The following is a 16,766-nucleotide window of genomic DNA, read 5'->3' on the forward strand; positions in this document are numbered from 1 at the left end:
GCCCCACGCGGCACCGCACCGCACCACCACCACCCCACACTCGTTCCGTAAAAAATAGTCTGCAACAAAACCTTCTGCTAACGTCACTCCTGTCGGTCCCACCGAACAGGAGTGATCCCCGTGCCCACACCTCCCGCGCCCACGCCCCCGCGCACCCCCTCCCGTCGGCTCGCCCTCGGCGTCCTCGCCACCGGCATGCTCATGACGATCCTCGACGGCAGCATCGTCACCGTCGCGATGCCCGCCATCCAGAGCGACCTCGGCTTCACCCCCGTCGGCCTCAGCTGGGTCGTCAACGCCTATCTGATCGCCTTCGGCTCGCTCCTCCTCCTCGCCGGCCGCCTCGGCGACCTGATCGGCCGCCGGCGCATGTTCCTCGCGGGCACCGGGATCTTCACCGCCGCCTCGCTCCTCGCCGGAGTCGCCGCCTCGCCCGGCGTCCTGATCGCCGCCCGCTTCCTGCAGGGCGTCGGCAGTGCGATGTCCTCCGCCGTCGGCCTCGGCATCCTCGTCACGCTCTTCACCGTGCCGCGCGAACGGGCCCGCGCCATCGCCGTGTTCAGCTTCACCGGCGCCGCCGGCGCCTCCCTCGGCCAGGTCCTCGGCGGCATCCTCACCGACGCCCTCACCTGGAACTGGATCTTCTTCATCAACCTGCCCATCGGCCTCGCCACCCTCCTCGTCGCGCTCCGCGCCCTCCCCTCCGACCAGGGCCTCGGGCTCAGGGCGGGCGCCGACGTCCTCGGCGCGGTGCTCGTCACGACCGGCCTGATGACCGGGATCTACGCGGTCGTCAAGATCGAGGAGCACGGGGCCGGTTCGGCGCACACCCTCGGCCTCGGGGCCCTCGCGCTCGCCCTCCTGACCGGCTTCCTCGTCCGCCAGGCGAAGGCCGCGAACCCGCTCATGCCCCTGCGGATCCTCCGCTCGCGCAGCGTCGCCGGCGCCAACGCCGTCCAGATGCTGATGGTCGCCGCGCTCTTCTCCTTCCAGATCCTCGTCGCGCTCTACCTGCAGAAGGTCCTCGGGTACGGGGCCGCCGAGACGGGTCTCGCGATGCTGCCCGCGGCAGTCGTCATCGGCGCCGTCTCCCTCGGCGTCTCGGCCCGCCTGATCGCCCGCTTCGGCGAGCGGAACGTCCTGCTCACCGGCCTCGTCCTGCTCGTCGGCGTCCTCGGTCTGCTGGCCCGCGTCCCCGTCCACGCCTCCTACGCCACCGATCTGCTCCCCGTGATGCTGCTCGCCGCCGGCTTCGGCCTGGCGCTCCCCGCGCTCACCTCGCTCGCGATGTCGGGCGCCGAGGAGAAGGACGCGGGCCTCGCCTCCGGCCTGTTCAACACCACCCAGCAGATCGGCATGGCCCTCGGCATCGCCGTCCTCTCCACGCTGGCCGCCACCCGTACCGAGTCGCTCACCGCGGCCGGCCGGCCCGCCGCCGAGGCCCTGACCGGCGGCTACCACCTGGCGTTCGCCGTCGGAGCCGGTCTCCTGCTCGCCGCGCTCGCCCTCGCCTTCACCGTCCTGCGCCGCCCCGGGAAGCCGGGAGCGCCGCAGCGGACCACGAAGCGGGCGAGGACGAAGGAGGAGAGGGCTAAGGAGAAGAGGGCCAAGGAGGAGAGGGCCGAGCCCCCCGCGACAATGGCGGCATGAGAGCCGACCGACTCGTCGCCGCCCTGCTCTTCCTGCAGACCCGGCAGCGGGTCACCGCCGCCGAACTGGCCGCCGAACTGGACGTGTCCGAGCGCACCGCACGCCGGGATCTCGAAGCTCTCGCGAGCTCCGGGATCCCGGTGTACTCGCAGGCGGGCCAGGGCGGCGGCTGGTCCCTCGTCGGCGGAGCCCGTACCGATCTGACCGGCCTCACCGCCCCCGAGATCCGCGCGCTCTTCCTCCTGACCGGGCCGGACGCCGACGCCGACCCCCGGACCAGGACCGCCCTGCGGAAGCTCGTACGGGCCCTCCCCGCGCCCCTCAGGGAAGGCGCCGAGACGGCGGCCCGCGCGGGCGTGTCCGACGGCACGGACTGGACGGGCGCCGAGACGGAGGAGGCCTGTCTCGCCCCGCTCCAGCGGGCGGTGGTCGACGCGAGGGAGGTCACGATCGGCTACGCCCGCCCCGGCCGCGAACCCCGCGAGCGCACCGTCCAACCGCTCGGCATCGCCGTGAAGTCCGGGGTCCGCTATCTCGTCGCCGGCACCGAAGACGGTCTGCGGACCTTCCGGGTCGGCCGCGTCAGCTCCGTCACCGAGACCGGCGCCCCCGCCGTACGCCCCGACGGCTTCGACCTCCCGACCGCGTGGCGCGCGCTCGCCGCCCGCATGGAGGACCGGATGGTCGCCGCGACGGTACGGGGCCGGGCCGCCCCCGGCACGGAGCCGGTCCTGGAGGGCCTGTTCGGCGCGCGCGTACGGTACGGGGAGCGCACCGCGGACGGCTGGGCGCCGTTCGAGGCCGACGGGCCCTCGCCCGAGGTGGTCGCCGCCCGGCTGGCCGGACTCGGCGCCCGCGTGGAGCTCCTCGACCCGCCGGAGGCGCGTACGGCACTCGCCCGCATCGGGACCGAACTCACCCTGCTGTACGGGCGGTCGGCGCCGTCAGACAGTCCGGAAGGTCCGCCTCGTGCACCAGGGTCAGCCGTGACACCGCCCGTGTGAGCGCCACGTACAGCCGGTGGGGTCCGCGCGCCTCGGCCGCCACGATCGCGGCCGGTTCGACCACGACGACATGGTCGAACTCCAGGCCCTTCACCGCCGTCGCAGGCAGCACGGTCACCCGCTCGCCCGCCCCGCACCCCCGCACGGCCTCCGCCACGGTTCCCACCAGGCCTTCGGCCGTGATCACCCCGACCGACCCCTCCGCCGTGAGCGCCGCGCGGATGGCACCGGCCGTCGCGGCGGGCAGGTCGAGGCGGTCCGTCGTCCGGGCGACCGTCACCTCGCCGTCCTTCCGGACGGAGCGGCCCGCCGGTACGTCCGCGCCCAGGTGCGGCAGGAGCCGGTTGGCGAGGTCCACGATCGCCGCCGGGACCCGGTAGCCGAGGGTCAGCGGCACCACGGGCGCCCCGCTCTTGCCCAGGTGGGCCAGCTGCTCGTGCCAGTCGCGGGCCGCCCACGGGGTGGTGCCCTGGGCGAGGTCCCCGAGCACGGTGAGCGAGCCGAAGCCGGTGCGGCGGGCGATCGCCCGGCACTCCATGGGCGAGAGGTCCTGGGCCTCGTCGACGACGACATGGCCGTAGCTCTCGGGCCGTTCGATCAGCCCCGCGAGCTCGTCGAGGAGCACGAGGTCGGCGGCGGTCCAGCGGGCCGAGCGGTACGAGCGCGGCGGCCGGTCCCAGCGGATCGCCGTCCGCTCGGCCGCCGTCAGGGCGGGGTCGGCGGGGTCCGCGAGGAGGCCCGCGAGCACCTCCTCCGGGGTCGCCTTCGGCCAGCACGCGTCGAGGAACGCCGTCACCGGCCGGGCCCGCTCGATCCGCCGGGCCCAGGCCGCGCCCATGGGCCCCGACCGGCGCTCGGCCCGGAGCTGGAGGGCCCGCACGATCCGGGCCCGGACCCGCTCGCGGCCCGTCGCGTAGGGCGGCGCCTCGTGGCGTACGGCCGCGACGATCGCGGCGAGCTGCGCGGCCGGCAGCCGCCAGTGGTACGAGCCGTCCGGCACCGCGAGGTCCGCCGCCGGCGCCGGGTCGACCCTGCCGTACAGGGCGCGGCGCAGCACGTCCGCCATCCGGGCGTCGTGCTTGACCCGGGCCGCCGCCTCGCCGTCCCGGGCGCGGACCGGGTGGCGGGCGATCTCGTCGTCGAGGGTGGCCTGCCGCACCCCGGTCTCGCCGAGCGAGGGCAGCACCTCGGAGATGTACGAGAGGAACGCGCGGTGCGGGCCGAGGACGAGCAGGCCGGAACGCCGGATCCGCTGCGGATGGGTGTAGAGGAGATAGGCGGCGCGGTGCAGGCCCACGGCGGTCTTGCCGGTGCCGGGCGCGCCCTGCACGCACAGGGAGGCGGCCGGGTCGGAGCGTACGAGGTCGTCCTGCTCGGGCTGGATGGTGGCGGCGATGTCCCGCATGGGGCCCACCCGGGGGCGCTCGATCTCCCCCGTGAGCAGGGCGCTGACGGTCACCTCCCCGCCCGCCGCGAGCCGTTCGTCCTCGATCGCGGTCAGATCCTCCGAGGCGCCCCTGCTGTACGGGGCCCAGCCGAAGCGGCGGCGCCGGAGCACGCCCTGCGGGTCGCGGGCGCCCGCCTGGTAGTAGGCGCGGGAGACGGGCGCGCGCCAGTCGACGACGAGCGGCAGGGCGGCCGGGTCCTCGCCGATCCGGCGGCGGCCGATGTGGTGGACCCGGCCGTCGTCGAGGTCGAGGCGCCCGAAGAACAGCGGTCCCGGCGACTGCTCGCGCATCTCCTTGGCGCGGCTGCGCAGATGGCGTCCGAGCGCCTCGGCGTCGGCGCCGGAGGCGGCGGTGTCCTCGCCGGTGACGACCTGTTCGGCGACGTCCTCGGTCATCCGGGTCAGGGCGGCGCGGCAGGCGTCGTGGTGGGAGCGTTCGCGGGCGAGCTCAAGGTCCAGTGACGTCATTCCGTCGAGCCTAACGGAAAACGTTACCGAGTTACATTCTTTACTTGTCTACGCGACCGTGCCGCCGTGCCGGGTCAGTAGGGAAGCCCCTCCCGCAGGGCCCGGAACGCCACCCCCGCCGCCGCCACCGCGTCCGCCGCCACCGCGCCGGCCGTCTCCCCGGCCGCGATCCGGGCCGTGTTCTCCTCCGCGAGGACCCGGAGCACCGTCACGATCTGCCCGGCGGCGAGCCGCGCGAGCAGGGGGTCGCCCTCGGCACCGGCCGCCAGCGCCTCCGCGAGCGCCTCCTCCGACCGCACCCGGTAGGCGTGGAGACGGCCGACCAGGGCCGGCGTGCCGTACAGCAGCCGGAGGTACGCCAGGACCGAAGGGTGGTCGCAGAGCCCGGTGACCGGGTCGCGCCGGGCCAGGCCGTCGAGCAGGTGCGCGGACAGCGCGTCGAGCGGGGCCGTACCGGCGCGCCGCCCCGCGGCGACCACCCGGGCCGACTCGTCCTGGTGATCGGCGAACCGGTGGAGGACGAGGTCCTCCTTGGCCGGGAAGTACCGGAACAGGGTCGGCTTGGAGACCTCGGCGGCGGCCGCCACCTCCGCGACCGAGACGGCGTCGAAGCCACGCTCCAGGAAGAGCGCGACGGCCGCGTCCGACAGCGCCTGCCGGGTGCGCGCCTTCTTCCGCTCGCGGAGCCCCGGGGCCGCAGCGGGGTCGCGGTCGGCACTCACGCGGCACGCCCTTCCACCAGCACGGCGACCCCGTCCAGGATACGGGCGAGACCGAAGCGGAACTCGACCTCGGGTTCGTCGGCGACGTCCATCACGCCCGAGGCCAGCATCCGCGCCACCTGCGGGTACTCCTCCGGGTCGGCGAGCCGGCGCAGGGTGCGGCCGTACCGGGCGAGCACCTCCTCCGGGTCCGCCTCGGCCGTGGCGATGACCGAGGCGAGGTCGGCCATGACCAGGCCGTCGTTCCGTACGAAACCGCCGACGAGCATCGAGACCGAGATCTTGGAGCCGGCGTCGAGACCGGTTCCCTCCAGGGCGACGAGGGCCTTCTCCCACCAGGCGACCAGGTTCGGGGTCGCGGGCGGGCCGGAGACGGGGAGCCGCAGCATCCAGAGGTTGCGGTGGTAGACCTCGCGCAGCGCCCACGCCCAGGCCTCCAGGGCCTCGCGCCAGGCGGTGCCGGGCGGGAAGAGCTCGGGCGGGGCGCCGGTGGCGGCCTCCTGCATGAGGACGTACAGCTCGCTCTTGGCGGAGACGTACCGGTAGAGCGACATCGTCGAGGCGCCGAGTTCCTTGGCGACCCGGCCCATGGAGACGGCGCCGAGCCCCTCGGCCGAGGCGAGCGCGACGGCCGCGTCGACGATCCGGTCCAGGGTCAGGCCGGGCTTGGGCCCCTTGGAGGGGCGCTCCCGCAGCCCCCAGGCCGCCTCGATGCTCGGCGGCAGAAACGTCCCGCCGTCGCCCGCGCCGCCCCTGTCTCCGTCGCCCGCCATGTCCCGCCTCCACCTCGCACGCTTGACGCCCATCCTAGTAATGCGTAACCCTTACGCAGTAACGCGTATGGCATACGCAGTACGGATGAAGCGCCCCAGCCGTCCACCCGCCCAGGGAGCACCCATGCCTCCGGCCATCGAAGCCACCGGCCTGACCAAGACCTACGGAGACCTCCGCGTCCTCGACGCCCTCGACCTCCACGTCCCGCGCGGCACCGTCTTCGCCCTCCTCGGCCCCAACGGCGCCGGCAAGACCACGACCGTCCGCATCCTCGCCACCCTCACCACGCCCGACGCCGGCCACGCGCGCGTGGCCGGGCACGACGTCGTCACCGCACGCTCCCGGGTCCGCCGCGCGATCAGCCTCACCGGGCAGTTCGCCGCCGTCGACGAGACCCAGACCGGCGCCGAGAACCTCTGGACGGCGGCCCGGCTCTCCGGCCTCTCCCGCCCCGCCGCCGCCCGCCGCACCACCGAACTCCTCGACCGCTTCGGACTCGCCGAGGCCGGCGGCCGCCTCACCAGGACGTACTCGGGCGGCATGCGCCGCCGCCTGGACCTCGCCGCCGGGCTCGTCCGCGACCCCGGCGCGACCCAGGTGATGTTCCTCGACGAACCCACCACGGGACTCGACCCGCGCAGCCGCCAGGAGCTGTGGCAGGCGGTCCGCGAACTCTCCGACGCCGGTACGACGGTCTTCCTCACCACCCAGTACCTGGAGGAGGCGGACCGGCTGGCCGACCGGATCGCGGTCCTCGGCCGGGGACGCACCCTCGCCGAGGGCACCCCCGCCGAACTCAAGGCCCGGTACGCCGCCCACCGCCTCGACGTCACGGCGCCCGACGACGTGAGCTACACCCTGCTCACCGAACGGACGGGCCCCGCGGCGACCCGCGACCCGGAGACCCGCACGCTCGGCATCCCCACCGACGGCACCGCCGCCCACGTACGGGAGCTGCTCGACACGCTCGACCCCGGGCGCCGGGACATCGCCCGCTTCGGCCTGCACACGGCCACGCTCGACGACGTCTTCCTGACCCTCACCGCCGAGAAGGAGCCCACCCGTGTCTGACACCCTCACCGCCGCGAGCACCCTCGCCGGGCGCGGCATCCGCCTCAGCCGGCGCAACCTCGACGCGGTCATCACCTCGATGATGCTGCCGATCATGCTGATGCTGGTCTTCGTCTACTTCTTCGGCGGAGCCATCGAGACCGGCACCCGGTACGTCACCTACGTCGTCCCCGGTGTGCTCGTCCTCTGCGCCGGGTTCGGCGCGGCGGGCACCGCCCTCTCCGTCAGCGAGGACATGCGGCTCGGGGTCGTCGACCGCTTCCGCACGCTCGACGTCGGCGGAACGCCCTTCCTCGCCGGACACGTCGCCGCCGCCGTCACCCGCAACGTGCTCTCCACGACGCTCGTCCTCGGCGCCGCCTTCGCCATCGGCTTCCGCCCGACCGCCTCACCGGCCGGCTGGCTCGCGGCGATCGGGCTGCTGCTCGCCTACCTCACCGCTGTGTCGTGGCTGTCGGCGGCGATCGGCTTGATCACCCGAACGCCGGAGGCGGCCGGCGCGGTGACGTTCTTCATGATGTTCCTGCCCTATCCGAGCAGCGCGTTCGTGCCGATCGGGACGATGCCGAGCTGGTTGCACGGCTTCGCCGAGCACCAGCCGGTGACACCGCTGATCGAGTCGATGCGGGGCCTGCTGCTCGACCGGCCGGTGGGCGACTCGCCCTGGATCGCGCTGGGTTGGTGCGCGGGCCTGCTGGCGCTCGCGGTCACCGCGTCCGGCTTCCTCTTCCGGCTCCGCACCCGCTGACGGGCTCCCGGAAGGGACGCGCCTCAGAAGATGTCGGGCGAGAAGGGCCGCAGCGGCGTACGGAACAGCAGGTCGGCGCGGGCGGCCGCGCCGGCCGTCAGCTCCTCGACGCGCCCGAGCCGCCCGAGCCGTACCGCCGACTCGTCGCCGAAGGCGAGCACGCCCAACTCGGCGATGTCGAGGGCGAGATCGGCGGACTCGTCCGTGCGGACACAGGAGGCGCCGTCCGGGGAGGCGTCGAGCCGGTAGCGCCCGCCCGCGAACCCGTCCCGGTCCCGCAGGTCGAGCACCAGACCGTCCGTCACCGGGTACGTACGGCCCTCCAGGACCCGGACCACGTCGAGCACCCGGACCCACAGCATGTCGGCGTACGTCAGCAGCTTCGCGGCACGCGGGTCCGGCAGCAGCAGCGGCAGCGGGTCGTCCGGCGCCCGGTAGCCGGAGCGGACGGTGGTGATCCAGTCGACGGAGCACAGATAGTGCCAGAGGGCCCGCTCGGCGGCCGGGGTGACGGCGATCAGATCCCGCACGGTCGCCGTGTTCAGCGGCTGCTTGGCGTCGTCCCACTTGTCGTCCGAGGTGTACGCCACGAAGCCGTCGACCTCGCCGGACTCCGACCGGTACACCGCGTAGTACGGCTCCCGCCACGGACCGCTCTGCACGCTGCGGCCGGTGCCGACCTCCCAGTCGCGCGGGGAGCGGTCGGTGACCCCGGCACGGACGCCGGCGAGCCGGCGGTGCACCTCGGGGCCGATCTTGCGGATCTCGTCGGCGTCGGTCAGATCGATCCGGCCGCCGTCCTCCGGACGGCCCGAGCGGCGCGGGTCGAGCCCGGCCCTGCGGACGTCCACGCTCCACTCGCCGCACGAGCTGGCCGGGCCGAACCCGTACCGCCCGTAGATCGGGTACTCGGCGGCGATCAGGGTGGCGATCGCGTCGCCCCGCTCCTTCGCGGCGGCCAGGTCCCCGGACATCATTCGGCTGAGCAGTCCGCGCCTGCGGTGCGTCGGGGAGACGGTGACCTGGGTGATCGCGTCGGCGGTGAGACTCCCGCCGCCGACCGTGCTCACCTCCTGCCGGAAGGACCGGAAGGTGGCGACGATCCGGTCCCCGTCGAAGGCCCCGAGGGTCCGCGCGAGGTCGACGTGCGGCAGCCGGTCGGCGACCTCCTCGTCGCTCACGACCGGCGGACGGAGGAAGCCGGTGCGCAGGGCCCGCTGCCAGTCGGGGAACTCGGACTCCGTCACCGCGCGTACGTCGACAGTCATCCTTCGACCCTACGCACGGCCCCGGCGCACCCGCACCCGAGTTTCCGGGGCGCTTTCCCGGACGCTTTCCGGGGGCGCTTTCCCGGGCGCACCCGCACCCGCACCCGGGCTTCACGGGCGGAACGCCCCCGCTGCCCGGCTCACGCCAGCAGGTCGTCGACCTGTGCCTCGCCCTCCCGGTAGCGGCGGGCGATCTCGGCACTGCAGTCGTCGGCGGTCCGCTGGAGGTGCTGGCGGCGCCGGGAGATCTGCTGCTCGTACCCGGCGAGCCGCCCCATCCCCGCGTGCAGCTCGTCGTCCGTGCGGGCCGTGAGGTCCGACAGCTCGACCTCCGACAGCATCTCGGACGCGAGCCGCCGGTACTCCTCGCTGCGCGGCGTCGACAGCGTCACGTGCCGGGCCGACGAGCGGTGCCGCGAGGGCACGTCGGCGAGGATCTCGGAGAGCCGGTCGAGGACCGGGGCCTCCGGGTCGGTGCGCCGCGCCAGCTCGGCCCGCAGGATGTCGATCCGGCCCTGGAGCATCCGGCGCACGTAGCTCAGGTCGGCCTCGTCGCTCTGCGCGTCCCGGCGCAGGGCGCGCAGCTCGGGCAGTCGCAGCGCACCGAGCTCGGGCTGGGCCCGGTCCGGCAGGGCGGGTTCGGCGGTCCTCTGCACCGGTGGGCGCGAGGCCGGGCCTCCGCCCGGTCCACCGCCCCTGGTTCCGGCGCGGATCAGCGGTACGGGGCCGGACGGCGTCGGCCCGGTGCCAGATGCACTCATGAGAATCGTCCCCTCGACCGGTGCGGAGCCGCACCGCCTGACACGCATCGTGCCACTCATGCATGTGCGCGTGCAGGCGCTCTGCACCCGTTCGGCCCCTCATCCGTCGGAGTGGTGGCCACTCGGTAGGTTGGGGCGCATGCGTGCAGTGGTGCAGAGGGTGGACGGCGCGAGTGTCGTCGTCGCAGGGGAGACCGTCGGTGAGATCACCGGCGAGGGCTTGTGCGTGCTGGTCGGGGTGACCCACGACGACACCCCGGAGAAGGCGGCCCAATTGGCCAGAAAGCTCTGGTCCGTCCGGGTACTGGACGACGAGAAGTCGTGCTCGGACGTGAACGCGCCGCTGCTCGTCGTCTCCCAGTTCACGCTCTACGGAGACGCCCGCAAGGGCCGCCGCCCCACCTGGAACGCGGCCGCGCCCGGCCCGGTGGCCGAGCCCCTCGTGGACGAGGTCGTGGCCCGGCTGCGCGAGCTGGGCGCGCACGTGGAGACGGGCCGGTTCGGAGCGGACATGCGCGTCTCGCTCACGAACCACGGCCCGTTCACGGTGCTGCTCGAGGTCTGACGGAGAGCCGAGAGTGGGCTGCCGGAGAGCCGGCGGGGGCCGACGGGGGCCGTAGCGCCCCCGGCGGCGCTACGGCTCGACGACGGTCTCCTGCGCGGCCGCCGTCGTCCCGGCGATCAGCGGGGCGTCCACCGGCACGTTCCGCTTCACCAGGGCGAGGGCGATCGGCCCCAGCTCGTGGTGGCGGACGGAACTGGTCACGAAGCCGAGCTGGCGGCCCTCCTCGCCGTCGGCGGCGAGCCGGAGCGGGGCGCCGTGCCCGGGCAGCAGCACCTCGCTGCCGTCCAGGTGCAGGAAGACCAGGCGGCGCGGCGGCTTCCCCAGGTTCTGCACCCGGGCGACGGTCTCCTGGCCCCGGTAGCAGCCCTTCTGGAGGTGGACGGCGCTTCCGATGAGGCCGACCTCGTGCGGGATGGTCCGGTGGTCGGTCTCGAAGCCGAGCCGGGGCCGGTGGGCCTCCACGCGCAGCGCCTCGTACGCCAGGATGCCGGCGGCCGGGCCGTGCGAGGCCGCGAAGGACTCCAGGTCGGCGCGGGGCAGGAAGAGGTCGCGGCCGTGCGGGGTCTCCCGTACGACGGCACCCTCGGGCACCTCGGCGATGGATCCGGCCGGGAGGTGGACGACGGCGATGTCGTCCGTGCGGTCGGCGACCTCGACCCGGTAGAAGAACTTCATCGACTCCAGGTACCCGACGAGCTCCTCCCGGGTCCCCGGCTCGACGTGCGCCCACACCGTCTCGCCGTCGTCGACGAGGTACAGGGCGTGCTCGATGTGCCCGTTCGCGGAGAGGATCAGCGCCTCGGTGGCCTGTCCGGGCGCGAGGTCCGTCATGTGCTGGGTGACCAGCAGGTGCAGCCAGCTCAGCCGGTCGTCACCGGTGACGGCGATGACACCGCGGTGCGAGAGGTCGACGAAACCGCGTCCGTCGGCGAGGGCGCGCTGCTCGCGGAACAGGTCGCCGTAGTGCGCGGCGACACCTTCGTCGCGGCCTTCCGCGGCGACGGCGCCGGGCAGGGACAGCAGAGGGCTGGTCGTGGAATGTCGCTGCATGGGGCAAGCCTACGACTCGCTGTCCAGCGCCTTCCGCGTGCAGTCCGCGCAGCGGCCGAAGATGGCGAAGTGCTTCATGTCGGTCTCGAAGCCGAAGGCCTCGCGGAGCTTCCCGGTGAACTCGGAGGCCACCTCGACATCCGCCTCGATCACCTCGGAGCAGTCCCGGCAGACCAGGTGCAGATGGTGGTGCCGGTCGGCGAGGTGGTACGTCGGAGCCCCGTGCCCCAGATGGGCGTGGCTCACCAGGCCGAGCTCCTCCAGGAGCTCCAGGGTCCGGTAGACGGTCGAGATGTTCACCCCGGACGCGGTCCTGCGGACCTCGACGAGGATGTCGTCGGGCGTCGCGTGCTCAAGGGCGTCGACGGCCTCCAGGACGAGCTGACGCTGCGGCGTCAGCCGGTAGCCGCGCTGCCGCAGGTCGCTTTTCCAGTCGGTGCTCACCACGCCCTCCAGTGTAGGAGGGCGCGGCGCTCCGCCCCAGGGCCCGGCGGGACCGAAAGCGGTCCGGCGGGGTTTCTCGAAGGTTCTCGGCGTTCTAGCGGAAGAAGGCGATGCCGTCGTCGGGCAGGTCGCCGAGGTTGCGGGCCATGTCCGCGACCTCTTCCGGGGTCACGACCTTCTTCAGGTGCGCCGACATGTACGGCCGCAGCGGGACCTCGGGGGTCGCCTTCTCGCCCACCCACATGAGGTCGCTCTTGACGTAGCCGTAGAGGCGCTTGCCACCGGCGTACGGGCCCGAGGCCGCGGTGCGGGCGACGGCGTCCGTGGCCAGGTCGATCTGCGGCTTCTGGTCGGCGAGCTCGCCGTACCAGATCTCGACGATGCCCTGGTCGCGGACCATGACGACCTCGACCTTGCGGTCCTTGTCGATGCGCCAGTAGCCGCTCTCGCTCTCCAGCGGGCGGACCTTGTTGCCCTCGTTGTCCAGGACCCAGGAGTGCGACGTGTACTCGAGGAAGTCCCGGCCGTCGTGGCTGAAGGTCACGGACTGCCCGAAGTTGCACTTCTCGGCGCCGGGGAAGTCGGAGACGCCCGCGCCCTCCCACGTGCCGAGCAGGAACGCGAGGGGGACGAGGTCCGGGTTGAGGTCGGACGGGATCTCGATCATGAGCAGCTCTGGCGTTCTCTAGAAGTGGTTGGCGAGAAGGATTAGCGCTGGCCCTGGTACAGCTTCTTCACGGCCAGACCGGCGAAGGCGATCACGCCGACGGCGACCAGGACCAGGAGGATTTCGAAGAAGATGATCACAGGGTGCTCCTCGACTGAGCGGTGAAGGCGGAACGGGCCGGACCCCAGCTTAGTGGGCGGGGGCCCGGCCCACTCGGTGAGGTGGGTCTCGCCGATGATCAGCTCAGCAGCTGGGCCTGCAGCACGACCGTCTGCTGGAACGGGACGGTGAGCGCCGCGCCCTTGCGGGACTGGACGACCAGGCCGAGCGTGTCACCGGCCTGGATGTAGGCCCATCGCGTCTGCTCGGGCCCGTAGGGCTTCCGTTCGTCGAAGGAGTACAGCGACAGGAACGGCAGACGGGCGTCCTTCAGGGAGGAGTCGAGCGTCTCGCCGTCGACGCCGTCCGGGAGCCGGCTGCCGCGCGTGCCCGTGTCCAGGACGTCGTCCTTGAACGCCTCCGCGAACGCGACCGACGTGAACCTCAGCAGGTACACACGGGTGGACGTGCCGTCCGGCGTCGTCCAGCCGCGGGCCGCGACGTGCCGCGGCGCGGACTCGGCCAGGGCCTCCTTCACCGCGTCCCGGTCGTCGGCGTGGAAGTGCGCGAGGTACGTGTCGAGGCCGACCCAGCCGCCCTTGAGCTTCGGGTCGACCGTGGCGCCCTTCGGCGCGGGCAGCAGCAGCTGCCGGAGGTCCGCGTGGTGGACCTCGCCGTCGTTGCCCTCGGTGAACGGACGCAGGGCGTCCGCGGGCAGCGCCGGAAGGGCGAGCCTCGGGTACTCCCAACGGCCGTCGGACTCGGTCGAGAGTCCCGGCACCTCGGAGCGCTCCATGGCGGTGATCCCCATGGCCGTACCGGCGCCGACGCCGCCGAGGACGAGCACGGCGGCGGTCCAGCGGGCGATGCCCAGGAGCAGCGGCCGGCGGGACTTCCTCGGCTTCGCCGGTACGGGGTCGGGGGCCTGGACCTGCGCCGGGGCCGCGGCCTCGGACTGGGGCCCGGTCCCGGGCTGGGGCTCGGCCACGGGCTGCGGCTGGGGTCCGGTCTCGGGCTGGGGCTCGGCCCCGGGCTGGGTGAGGGTCTGCTCGGTCATACGTACTCCCCCGGGGATGCGATGTGGTCGAGCTGCTGCGTCAGCAGCTTCGCCACCCGCGCCTTGTCGAACGGCTTGGCACCGGCCGCCTTGACGGTGACGAAGACCTCGGAGTCGTACGCGAGGCAGAACATCTCCTCCAGCGCCGCGGCCCGCTCCTTCTTGTCCAGCGACTCGTCGACGGGCGCGAGGTAGCAGACGGCGTTCCGGTGGTCCTTCACCTTGGGTCCCTTCGGGAACTCCAGGAACTCCATGACCTCCTTGCGCAGCCGGTAACTGTCCTTGATCCGCTTCTTGTCCTTCATCCGCGCCAGCTCCACGGAGACCACGACGTCGTTGTTCAGGTCCGCGAAGGAGCGGACACCGATGCCCTGGATCCCGAGCTTGTCCACGTTCTTCTCGAAGGTGCGGCGCTTCTTCCCGGAGAGGCCCTCGCCCGACTGCTTCATCAGGGCGGTGGCCTCCGCGGCGCCGAGCTCGCCGTCGTTGCCGTACAGCTCCTCGTCGGGGCCGAACTCGTACCCCTCCGGGAGGGGCAGGAGGAGCTTGCTCAGCGGCGTTCCCGCCTTGCCGCGCGCCAGCGCGGCGGCCGGGTCCTCGTCCTGCGCGGTCTCCTCGGCCGAGCCCCACACCTCCGTCGGCGCGGTCCGGTCGGCGGAGGAGGCGGTGAGCGCGGTGAAGGTGACGCCGCCGCCGATCAGGCCGAGGACCAGCACGGAGGGCAGGACGACACGGAGCAGGACCCTGCGGGTACCCCGGTTCACCACCGGCTCGGCTCCGGTCACCACGTCGGTCACGGGTTCTGCGGCCGCGGGTTCGGCGGTCACGCGTTCGGCGGCCGCAGGTTCGGTCACGGGTTCGGTCACGTCGTTCCGGTCCTCACTCACAGGCGCCCCAGCTGTCGCTCGGCCAGCGAACGGATCTCCTTCGCGGAGATCTTCTTGGTGTCGATGACGAAGATCTCCACGGCGATGTCACCGCGGTAGAAGTAGGCCCTGGCCTCGTACAGGTCGAGGTAGCCGGCCTTCTTCCGCACCGGGAAGACGTAGAAGCGGCCGTTGGCGGAGCCGTCGAGCTCCGTGCCCTCGCTCTCGGCGAAGTCCTCCTCCGGCATGTACGCCTGCTGCTCCTCGACGAACTCCTGCGCGCCGAGGACGTCGCCGGCGCGGTACTGGACCAGCCGGATCTCGGTCTCCTTGTACTCGCCCGTCGCCCAGGAGGTGACCGCGATCCGCCGGATGTCCGTCTCCAGCAGGTCGTCGAGGGCGTTGCCCGGCCGGTTGAACTGCGAGGCGAACGTGGACACCCGCAGCCAGCCGTCGGCGTCGGCGAACTCGGACTTCTTCGCCCCGGCCGGCTTCGGCAGCAGCAGCTTCCGCAGGTCGCCCTCGGCCTTCGCCCGGAGGTCCTCCGAGGCCGGGAGCTTCACCCGCTGCCCCTCGGGGAGCGCCTTCGCGGGGTACGCGAGGCCCGGCTGGTTCAGCGGCGGCAGCGCGGTCGGTTCGCGGTCCGCCTGGATGCCGTAGCCGACGGCCGTGCCGCCGACGAGGCCGATCACGGCGGCGACGGCGATCAGTCCGACGGTACGGAGCCCACGGCGGCGGGGCCGCACGGCGACGGCCGGCACGACCGGGTCCGCCGTCGGCGCGGCGGCCGGCACGACCGGCTCCGCTGCCGGCTCGGCGTCCGGCGCGACCGCCTCTGTGACCGGAGCCACACCCGCCGGCGCGGCCTCCGGCATGACCGGAGGCGCGGTTTCCGTGCCCGGCTCCGGGTGCGGCGGTGGTGCCGTTTCCGGATTTCGGGCGTTTTCTTCGTTGCTCAAGAGTCCCCCCACGAGACCTGAAGCGCGGATTCCGTCATCCGCGCACCCACCAGACACGTGGGGGACACCGGGGGTTGCGGTGCCGCACATTACAGTTCGGCATATGCCGAAGAAGCTCGTGATCAAGGTGACCGCGGGGGCCGAGGCCCCCGAACGCTGCTCCCAGGCCTTCACGGTGGCCGCCGTGGCCGCCGCCAGCGGCGTCGAGGTCTCGCTCTGGCTGACCGGTGAGTCCTCGTGGTTCGCCCTCCCCGGCCGCGCCGCCGAGTTCGAGCTCCCGCACGCCGCGCCGCTCCCGGACCTGATCGACGGGATCGTGGCGGCCGGCGGGCGCATCACGGTCTGCACGCAGTGCGCGGCCCGCCGTGACATCGAGGAGAAGGACCTCCTGGACGGCTTCCGCATCGCCGGCGCCCAGCTCTTCGTCCAGGAGGCGATGGCGGACGGGACGCAGGCGCTCGTCTACTAGACGGGCGGCCCGGTCAGGGCTCCCGGCGCTTCTTGCCGTCCAGCTCGTCCCACCACTCGTCCGACTTCGGGTCGCCCGAGGGGTCGTCCCACCAGCGGTCCTCCGGGCCCCGGCGGTTCGCGACCATCGCGGCGACCGGGGGGATGACCATGGCGACCACGCACATGCCGATGGCCACCGGCATCGAGAACAGGCGCACGACGGCCCAGGCGCCCACGAAGAGCAGCAGGCAGGCGCCCATCATCCAGAAGTAGACGTGGCGGCGTCGCGCGTACACACCTCCAGGGTACGACCGAAGGGCCGTGCCTCGAGTCCTGGAAACGGCGTCCAACCCCCCAGGAGGCACGGCCCTTCGGCCGGTTCTGCGTCGCGGATCAGACCGCGATGGCGACCTCGGCGAGGCCACCGTGCTGCGCCACGACCTGGCGGTCGGCGGTGCCGCCGGGGACCAGGGCGCGGACGGTCCAGGTGCCCTCGGCCGCGTAGAAACGGAACTGTCCGGTGGCGGAGGTCGGGACCTCGGCCGTGAACTCGCCGGTCGAGTCCAGGAGGCGGACGTAACCGGTGACGGGCTGGCCGTCCTTGGTCACGAAGCCCTGGATGGTGGTCTCACCGGGCTTGATCGTCGAGGCGTCGGGGCCGCCGGGCTGCGCTCCACACATGTCGTTCTGTCCTTA

The 16,766-nt window shown here is 73.2% G+C and carries 19 protein-coding genes; 6 read left to right on the plus strand and 13 right to left on the minus strand.

All coding sequences use genetic code 11. The features are described from left to right. The first annotated feature begins 195 nt into the window (after positions 1-195). Positions 196-1,650, plus strand: coding sequence for an MFS transporter (locus AMK27_RS23500; RefSeq protein WP_241847591.1), 1,455 nt, complete (start codon positions 196-198; stop codon positions 1,648-1,650). Continuing rightward, positions 1,647-2,654 carry a helix-turn-helix transcriptional regulator gene (locus AMK27_RS23505; protein ID WP_073911690.1) on the plus strand — a complete coding sequence of 336 codons (1,008 nt, stop codon included), beginning with the start codon at positions 1,647-1,649 and terminating at the stop codon, positions 2,652-2,654. The genes AMK27_RS23500 and AMK27_RS23505 overlap by 4 nt, the downstream gene beginning before the upstream one ends. Here AMK27_RS23505 and AMK27_RS23510 read toward each other — a convergent pair. From AMK27_RS23510 to AMK27_RS23520, 3 genes are all read right to left on the minus strand, one after another. Further along, the gene (locus AMK27_RS23510; protein ID WP_073911692.1) at positions 2,566-4,569 is read right to left on the minus strand and encodes a HelD family protein; all 2,004 of its coding nucleotides are present in this window, start codon (positions 4,567-4,569) and stop codon (positions 2,566-2,568) included. The genes AMK27_RS23505 and AMK27_RS23510 overlap by 89 nt on opposite strands. Positions 4,570-4,643: 74 nt before the next feature. After that, entirely contained in the window at positions 4,644-5,291 is a 648-nt protein-coding gene (locus AMK27_RS23515) for a TetR/AcrR family transcriptional regulator (RefSeq protein WP_073911694.1), read from the minus strand. Further along, entirely contained in the window at positions 5,288-6,064 is a 777-nt protein-coding gene (locus AMK27_RS23520) for a TetR/AcrR family transcriptional regulator (protein WP_073911696.1), read from the minus strand. Before AMK27_RS23520 ends, AMK27_RS23515 begins: the two co-directional genes overlap by 4 nt. Positions 6,065-6,188: 124 nt before the next feature. On the opposite strand from AMK27_RS23520, the gene AMK27_RS23525 reads away from it, so the two are divergent. Further along, positions 6,189-7,136, plus strand: a complete 948-nt coding sequence (locus AMK27_RS23525; RefSeq protein WP_073911697.1) for an ABC transporter ATP-binding protein — start codon at positions 6,189-6,191, stop codon at positions 7,134-7,136. Further along, positions 7,129-7,884, plus strand: coding sequence for an ABC transporter permease (locus AMK27_RS23530; protein WP_073911699.1), 756 nt, complete (start codon positions 7,129-7,131; stop codon positions 7,882-7,884). The genes AMK27_RS23525 and AMK27_RS23530 overlap by 8 nt, the downstream gene beginning before the upstream one ends. 23 nt (positions 7,885-7,907) lie before the next feature. Here AMK27_RS23530 and AMK27_RS23535 read toward each other — a convergent pair whose 3' ends face one another. Then, entirely contained in the window at positions 7,908-9,152 is a 1,245-nt protein-coding gene (locus AMK27_RS23535) for a GNAT family N-acetyltransferase (RefSeq protein WP_073911700.1), read from the minus strand. A 140-nt stretch (positions 9,153-9,292) separates the two neighbouring features. Continuing rightward, entirely contained in the window at positions 9,293-9,913 is a 621-nt protein-coding gene (locus AMK27_RS23540; protein ID WP_073911943.1) for an RsiG family protein, read from the minus strand. Positions 9,914-10,052: 139 nt separating this feature from the next. Here AMK27_RS23540 and dtd point away from each other — a divergent pair, with 139 nt between their 5' ends. Further along, positions 10,053-10,478 (plus strand): D-aminoacyl-tRNA deacylase, encoded by a 426-nt coding sequence (gene dtd, locus AMK27_RS23545; RefSeq protein ID WP_073911702.1) that lies wholly within the window; start codon positions 10,053-10,055, stop codon positions 10,476-10,478. A 69-nt stretch (positions 10,479-10,547) separates the two neighbouring features. On the opposite strand, the gene ygfZ is transcribed toward dtd, so the two are convergent. The 6 genes from ygfZ to AMK27_RS23575 all read right to left on the minus strand — a co-directional run bounded on the left by ygfZ (position 10,548) and on the right by AMK27_RS23575 (position 15,536). Further along, positions 10,548-11,528, minus strand: a complete 981-nt coding sequence (ygfZ, locus tag AMK27_RS23550; protein WP_073911703.1) for a CAF17-like 4Fe-4S cluster assembly/insertion protein YgfZ — start codon at positions 11,526-11,528, stop codon at positions 10,548-10,550. Between the two features lie 9 nt (positions 11,529-11,537). Next, positions 11,538-11,975 carry a Fur family transcriptional regulator gene (locus AMK27_RS23555; RefSeq protein WP_073911705.1) on the minus strand — a complete coding sequence of 146 codons (438 nt, stop codon included), beginning with the start codon at positions 11,973-11,975 and terminating at the stop codon, positions 11,538-11,540. Between the two features lie 91 nt (positions 11,976-12,066). Continuing rightward, positions 12,067-12,639 carry an FABP family protein gene (locus tag AMK27_RS23560; protein ID WP_073911706.1) on the minus strand — a complete coding sequence of 191 codons (573 nt, stop codon included), beginning with the start codon at positions 12,637-12,639 and terminating at the stop codon, positions 12,067-12,069. 238 nt (positions 12,640-12,877) lie between these two features. After that, positions 12,878-13,795 carry a hypothetical protein gene (locus AMK27_RS23565; protein WP_073911709.1) on the minus strand — a complete coding sequence of 306 codons (918 nt, stop codon included), beginning with the start codon at positions 13,793-13,795 and terminating at the stop codon, positions 12,878-12,880. Beyond that, positions 13,792-14,661, minus strand: a complete 870-nt coding sequence (locus AMK27_RS23570; protein ID WP_241847581.1) for a hypothetical protein — start codon at positions 14,659-14,661, stop codon at positions 13,792-13,794. Before AMK27_RS23570 ends, AMK27_RS23565 begins: the two co-directional genes overlap by 4 nt. A 17-nt stretch (positions 14,662-14,678) precedes the next feature. Next, a complete protein-coding gene (locus tag AMK27_RS23575) occupies positions 14,679-15,536 on the minus strand; it encodes a hypothetical protein (RefSeq protein ID WP_241847582.1) in 858 nt (285 codons plus the stop codon). Between the two features lie 187 nt (positions 15,537-15,723). Between AMK27_RS23575 and AMK27_RS23580 the strand changes: the two genes are divergently transcribed. Continuing rightward, positions 15,724-16,089, plus strand: a complete 366-nt coding sequence (locus tag AMK27_RS23580; protein ID WP_073911711.1) for a DsrE family protein — start codon at positions 15,724-15,726, stop codon at positions 16,087-16,089. Between the two features lie 13 nt (positions 16,090-16,102). Here the strand turns inward: AMK27_RS23580 and AMK27_RS23585 are convergent, their stop codons facing one another. Continuing rightward, on the minus strand, positions 16,103-16,366 hold the full coding sequence (locus AMK27_RS23585) for a DUF3099 domain-containing protein (protein ID WP_073911713.1): 264 nt from the start codon (positions 16,364-16,366) through the stop codon (positions 16,103-16,105). Positions 16,367-16,463: 97 nt separating this feature from the next. Further along, complete coding sequence (locus AMK27_RS23590) at positions 16,464-16,751, minus strand: DUF1416 domain-containing protein (protein WP_015035121.1); 288 nt, start codon at positions 16,749-16,751, stop codon at positions 16,464-16,466. Positions 16,752-16,766 lie beyond the last annotated feature (15 nt).

The sequence above is a fragment of the Streptomyces sp. CB02009 genome, assembly GCF_001905825.1.
GTDB lineage: Bacteria > Actinomycetota > Actinomycetes > Streptomycetales > Streptomycetaceae > Streptomyces.

Coding starts and splice junctions, on each gene's coding strand:
- AMK27_RS23535 (WP_073911700.1), bottom strand. CDS start 9,152: ATGACTGTCGACGTACGCGCGGTGACGGAGTCCGAGTTCCCCGACTGG.
- dtd (WP_073911702.1), top strand. CDS start 10,053: ATGCGTGCAGTGGTGCAGAGGGTGGACGGCGCGAGTGTCGTCGTCGCA.
- AMK27_RS23590 (WP_015035121.1), bottom strand. CDS start 16,751: ATGTGTGGAGCGCAGCCCGGCGGCCCCGACGCCTCGACGATCAAGCCC.
- AMK27_RS23560 (WP_073911706.1), bottom strand. CDS start 12,639: ATGATCGAGATCCCGTCCGACCTCAACCCGGACCTCGTCCCCCTCGCG.
- AMK27_RS23525 (WP_073911697.1), top strand. CDS start 6,189: ATGCCTCCGGCCATCGAAGCCACCGGCCTGACCAAGACCTACGGAGAC.
- AMK27_RS23575 (WP_241847582.1), bottom strand. CDS start 15,536: ATGCCGGAGGCCGCGCCGGCGGGTGTGGCTCCGGTCACAGAGGCGGTC.
- AMK27_RS23505 (WP_073911690.1), top strand. CDS start 1,647: ATGAGAGCCGACCGACTCGTCGCCGCCCTGCTCTTCCTGCAGACCCGG.
- AMK27_RS23520 (WP_073911696.1), bottom strand. CDS start 6,064: ATGGCGGGCGACGGAGACAGGGGCGGCGCGGGCGACGGCGGGACGTTT.
- AMK27_RS23500 (WP_241847591.1), top strand. CDS start 196: ATGCTCATGACGATCCTCGACGGCAGCATCGTCACCGTCGCGATGCCC.
- AMK27_RS23510 (WP_073911692.1), bottom strand. CDS start 4,569: ATGACGTCACTGGACCTTGAGCTCGCCCGCGAACGCTCCCACCACGAC.
- ygfZ (WP_073911703.1), bottom strand. CDS start 11,528: ATGCAGCGACATTCCACGACCAGCCCTCTGCTGTCCCTGCCCGGCGCC.
- AMK27_RS23565 (WP_073911709.1), bottom strand. CDS start 13,795: ATGACCGAGCAGACCCTCACCCAGCCCGGGGCCGAGCCCCAGCCCGAG.
- AMK27_RS23580 (WP_073911711.1), top strand. CDS start 15,724: ATGCCGAAGAAGCTCGTGATCAAGGTGACCGCGGGGGCCGAGGCCCCC.
- AMK27_RS23540 (WP_073911943.1), bottom strand. CDS start 9,913: ATGAGTGCATCTGGCACCGGGCCGACGCCGTCCGGCCCCGTACCGCTG.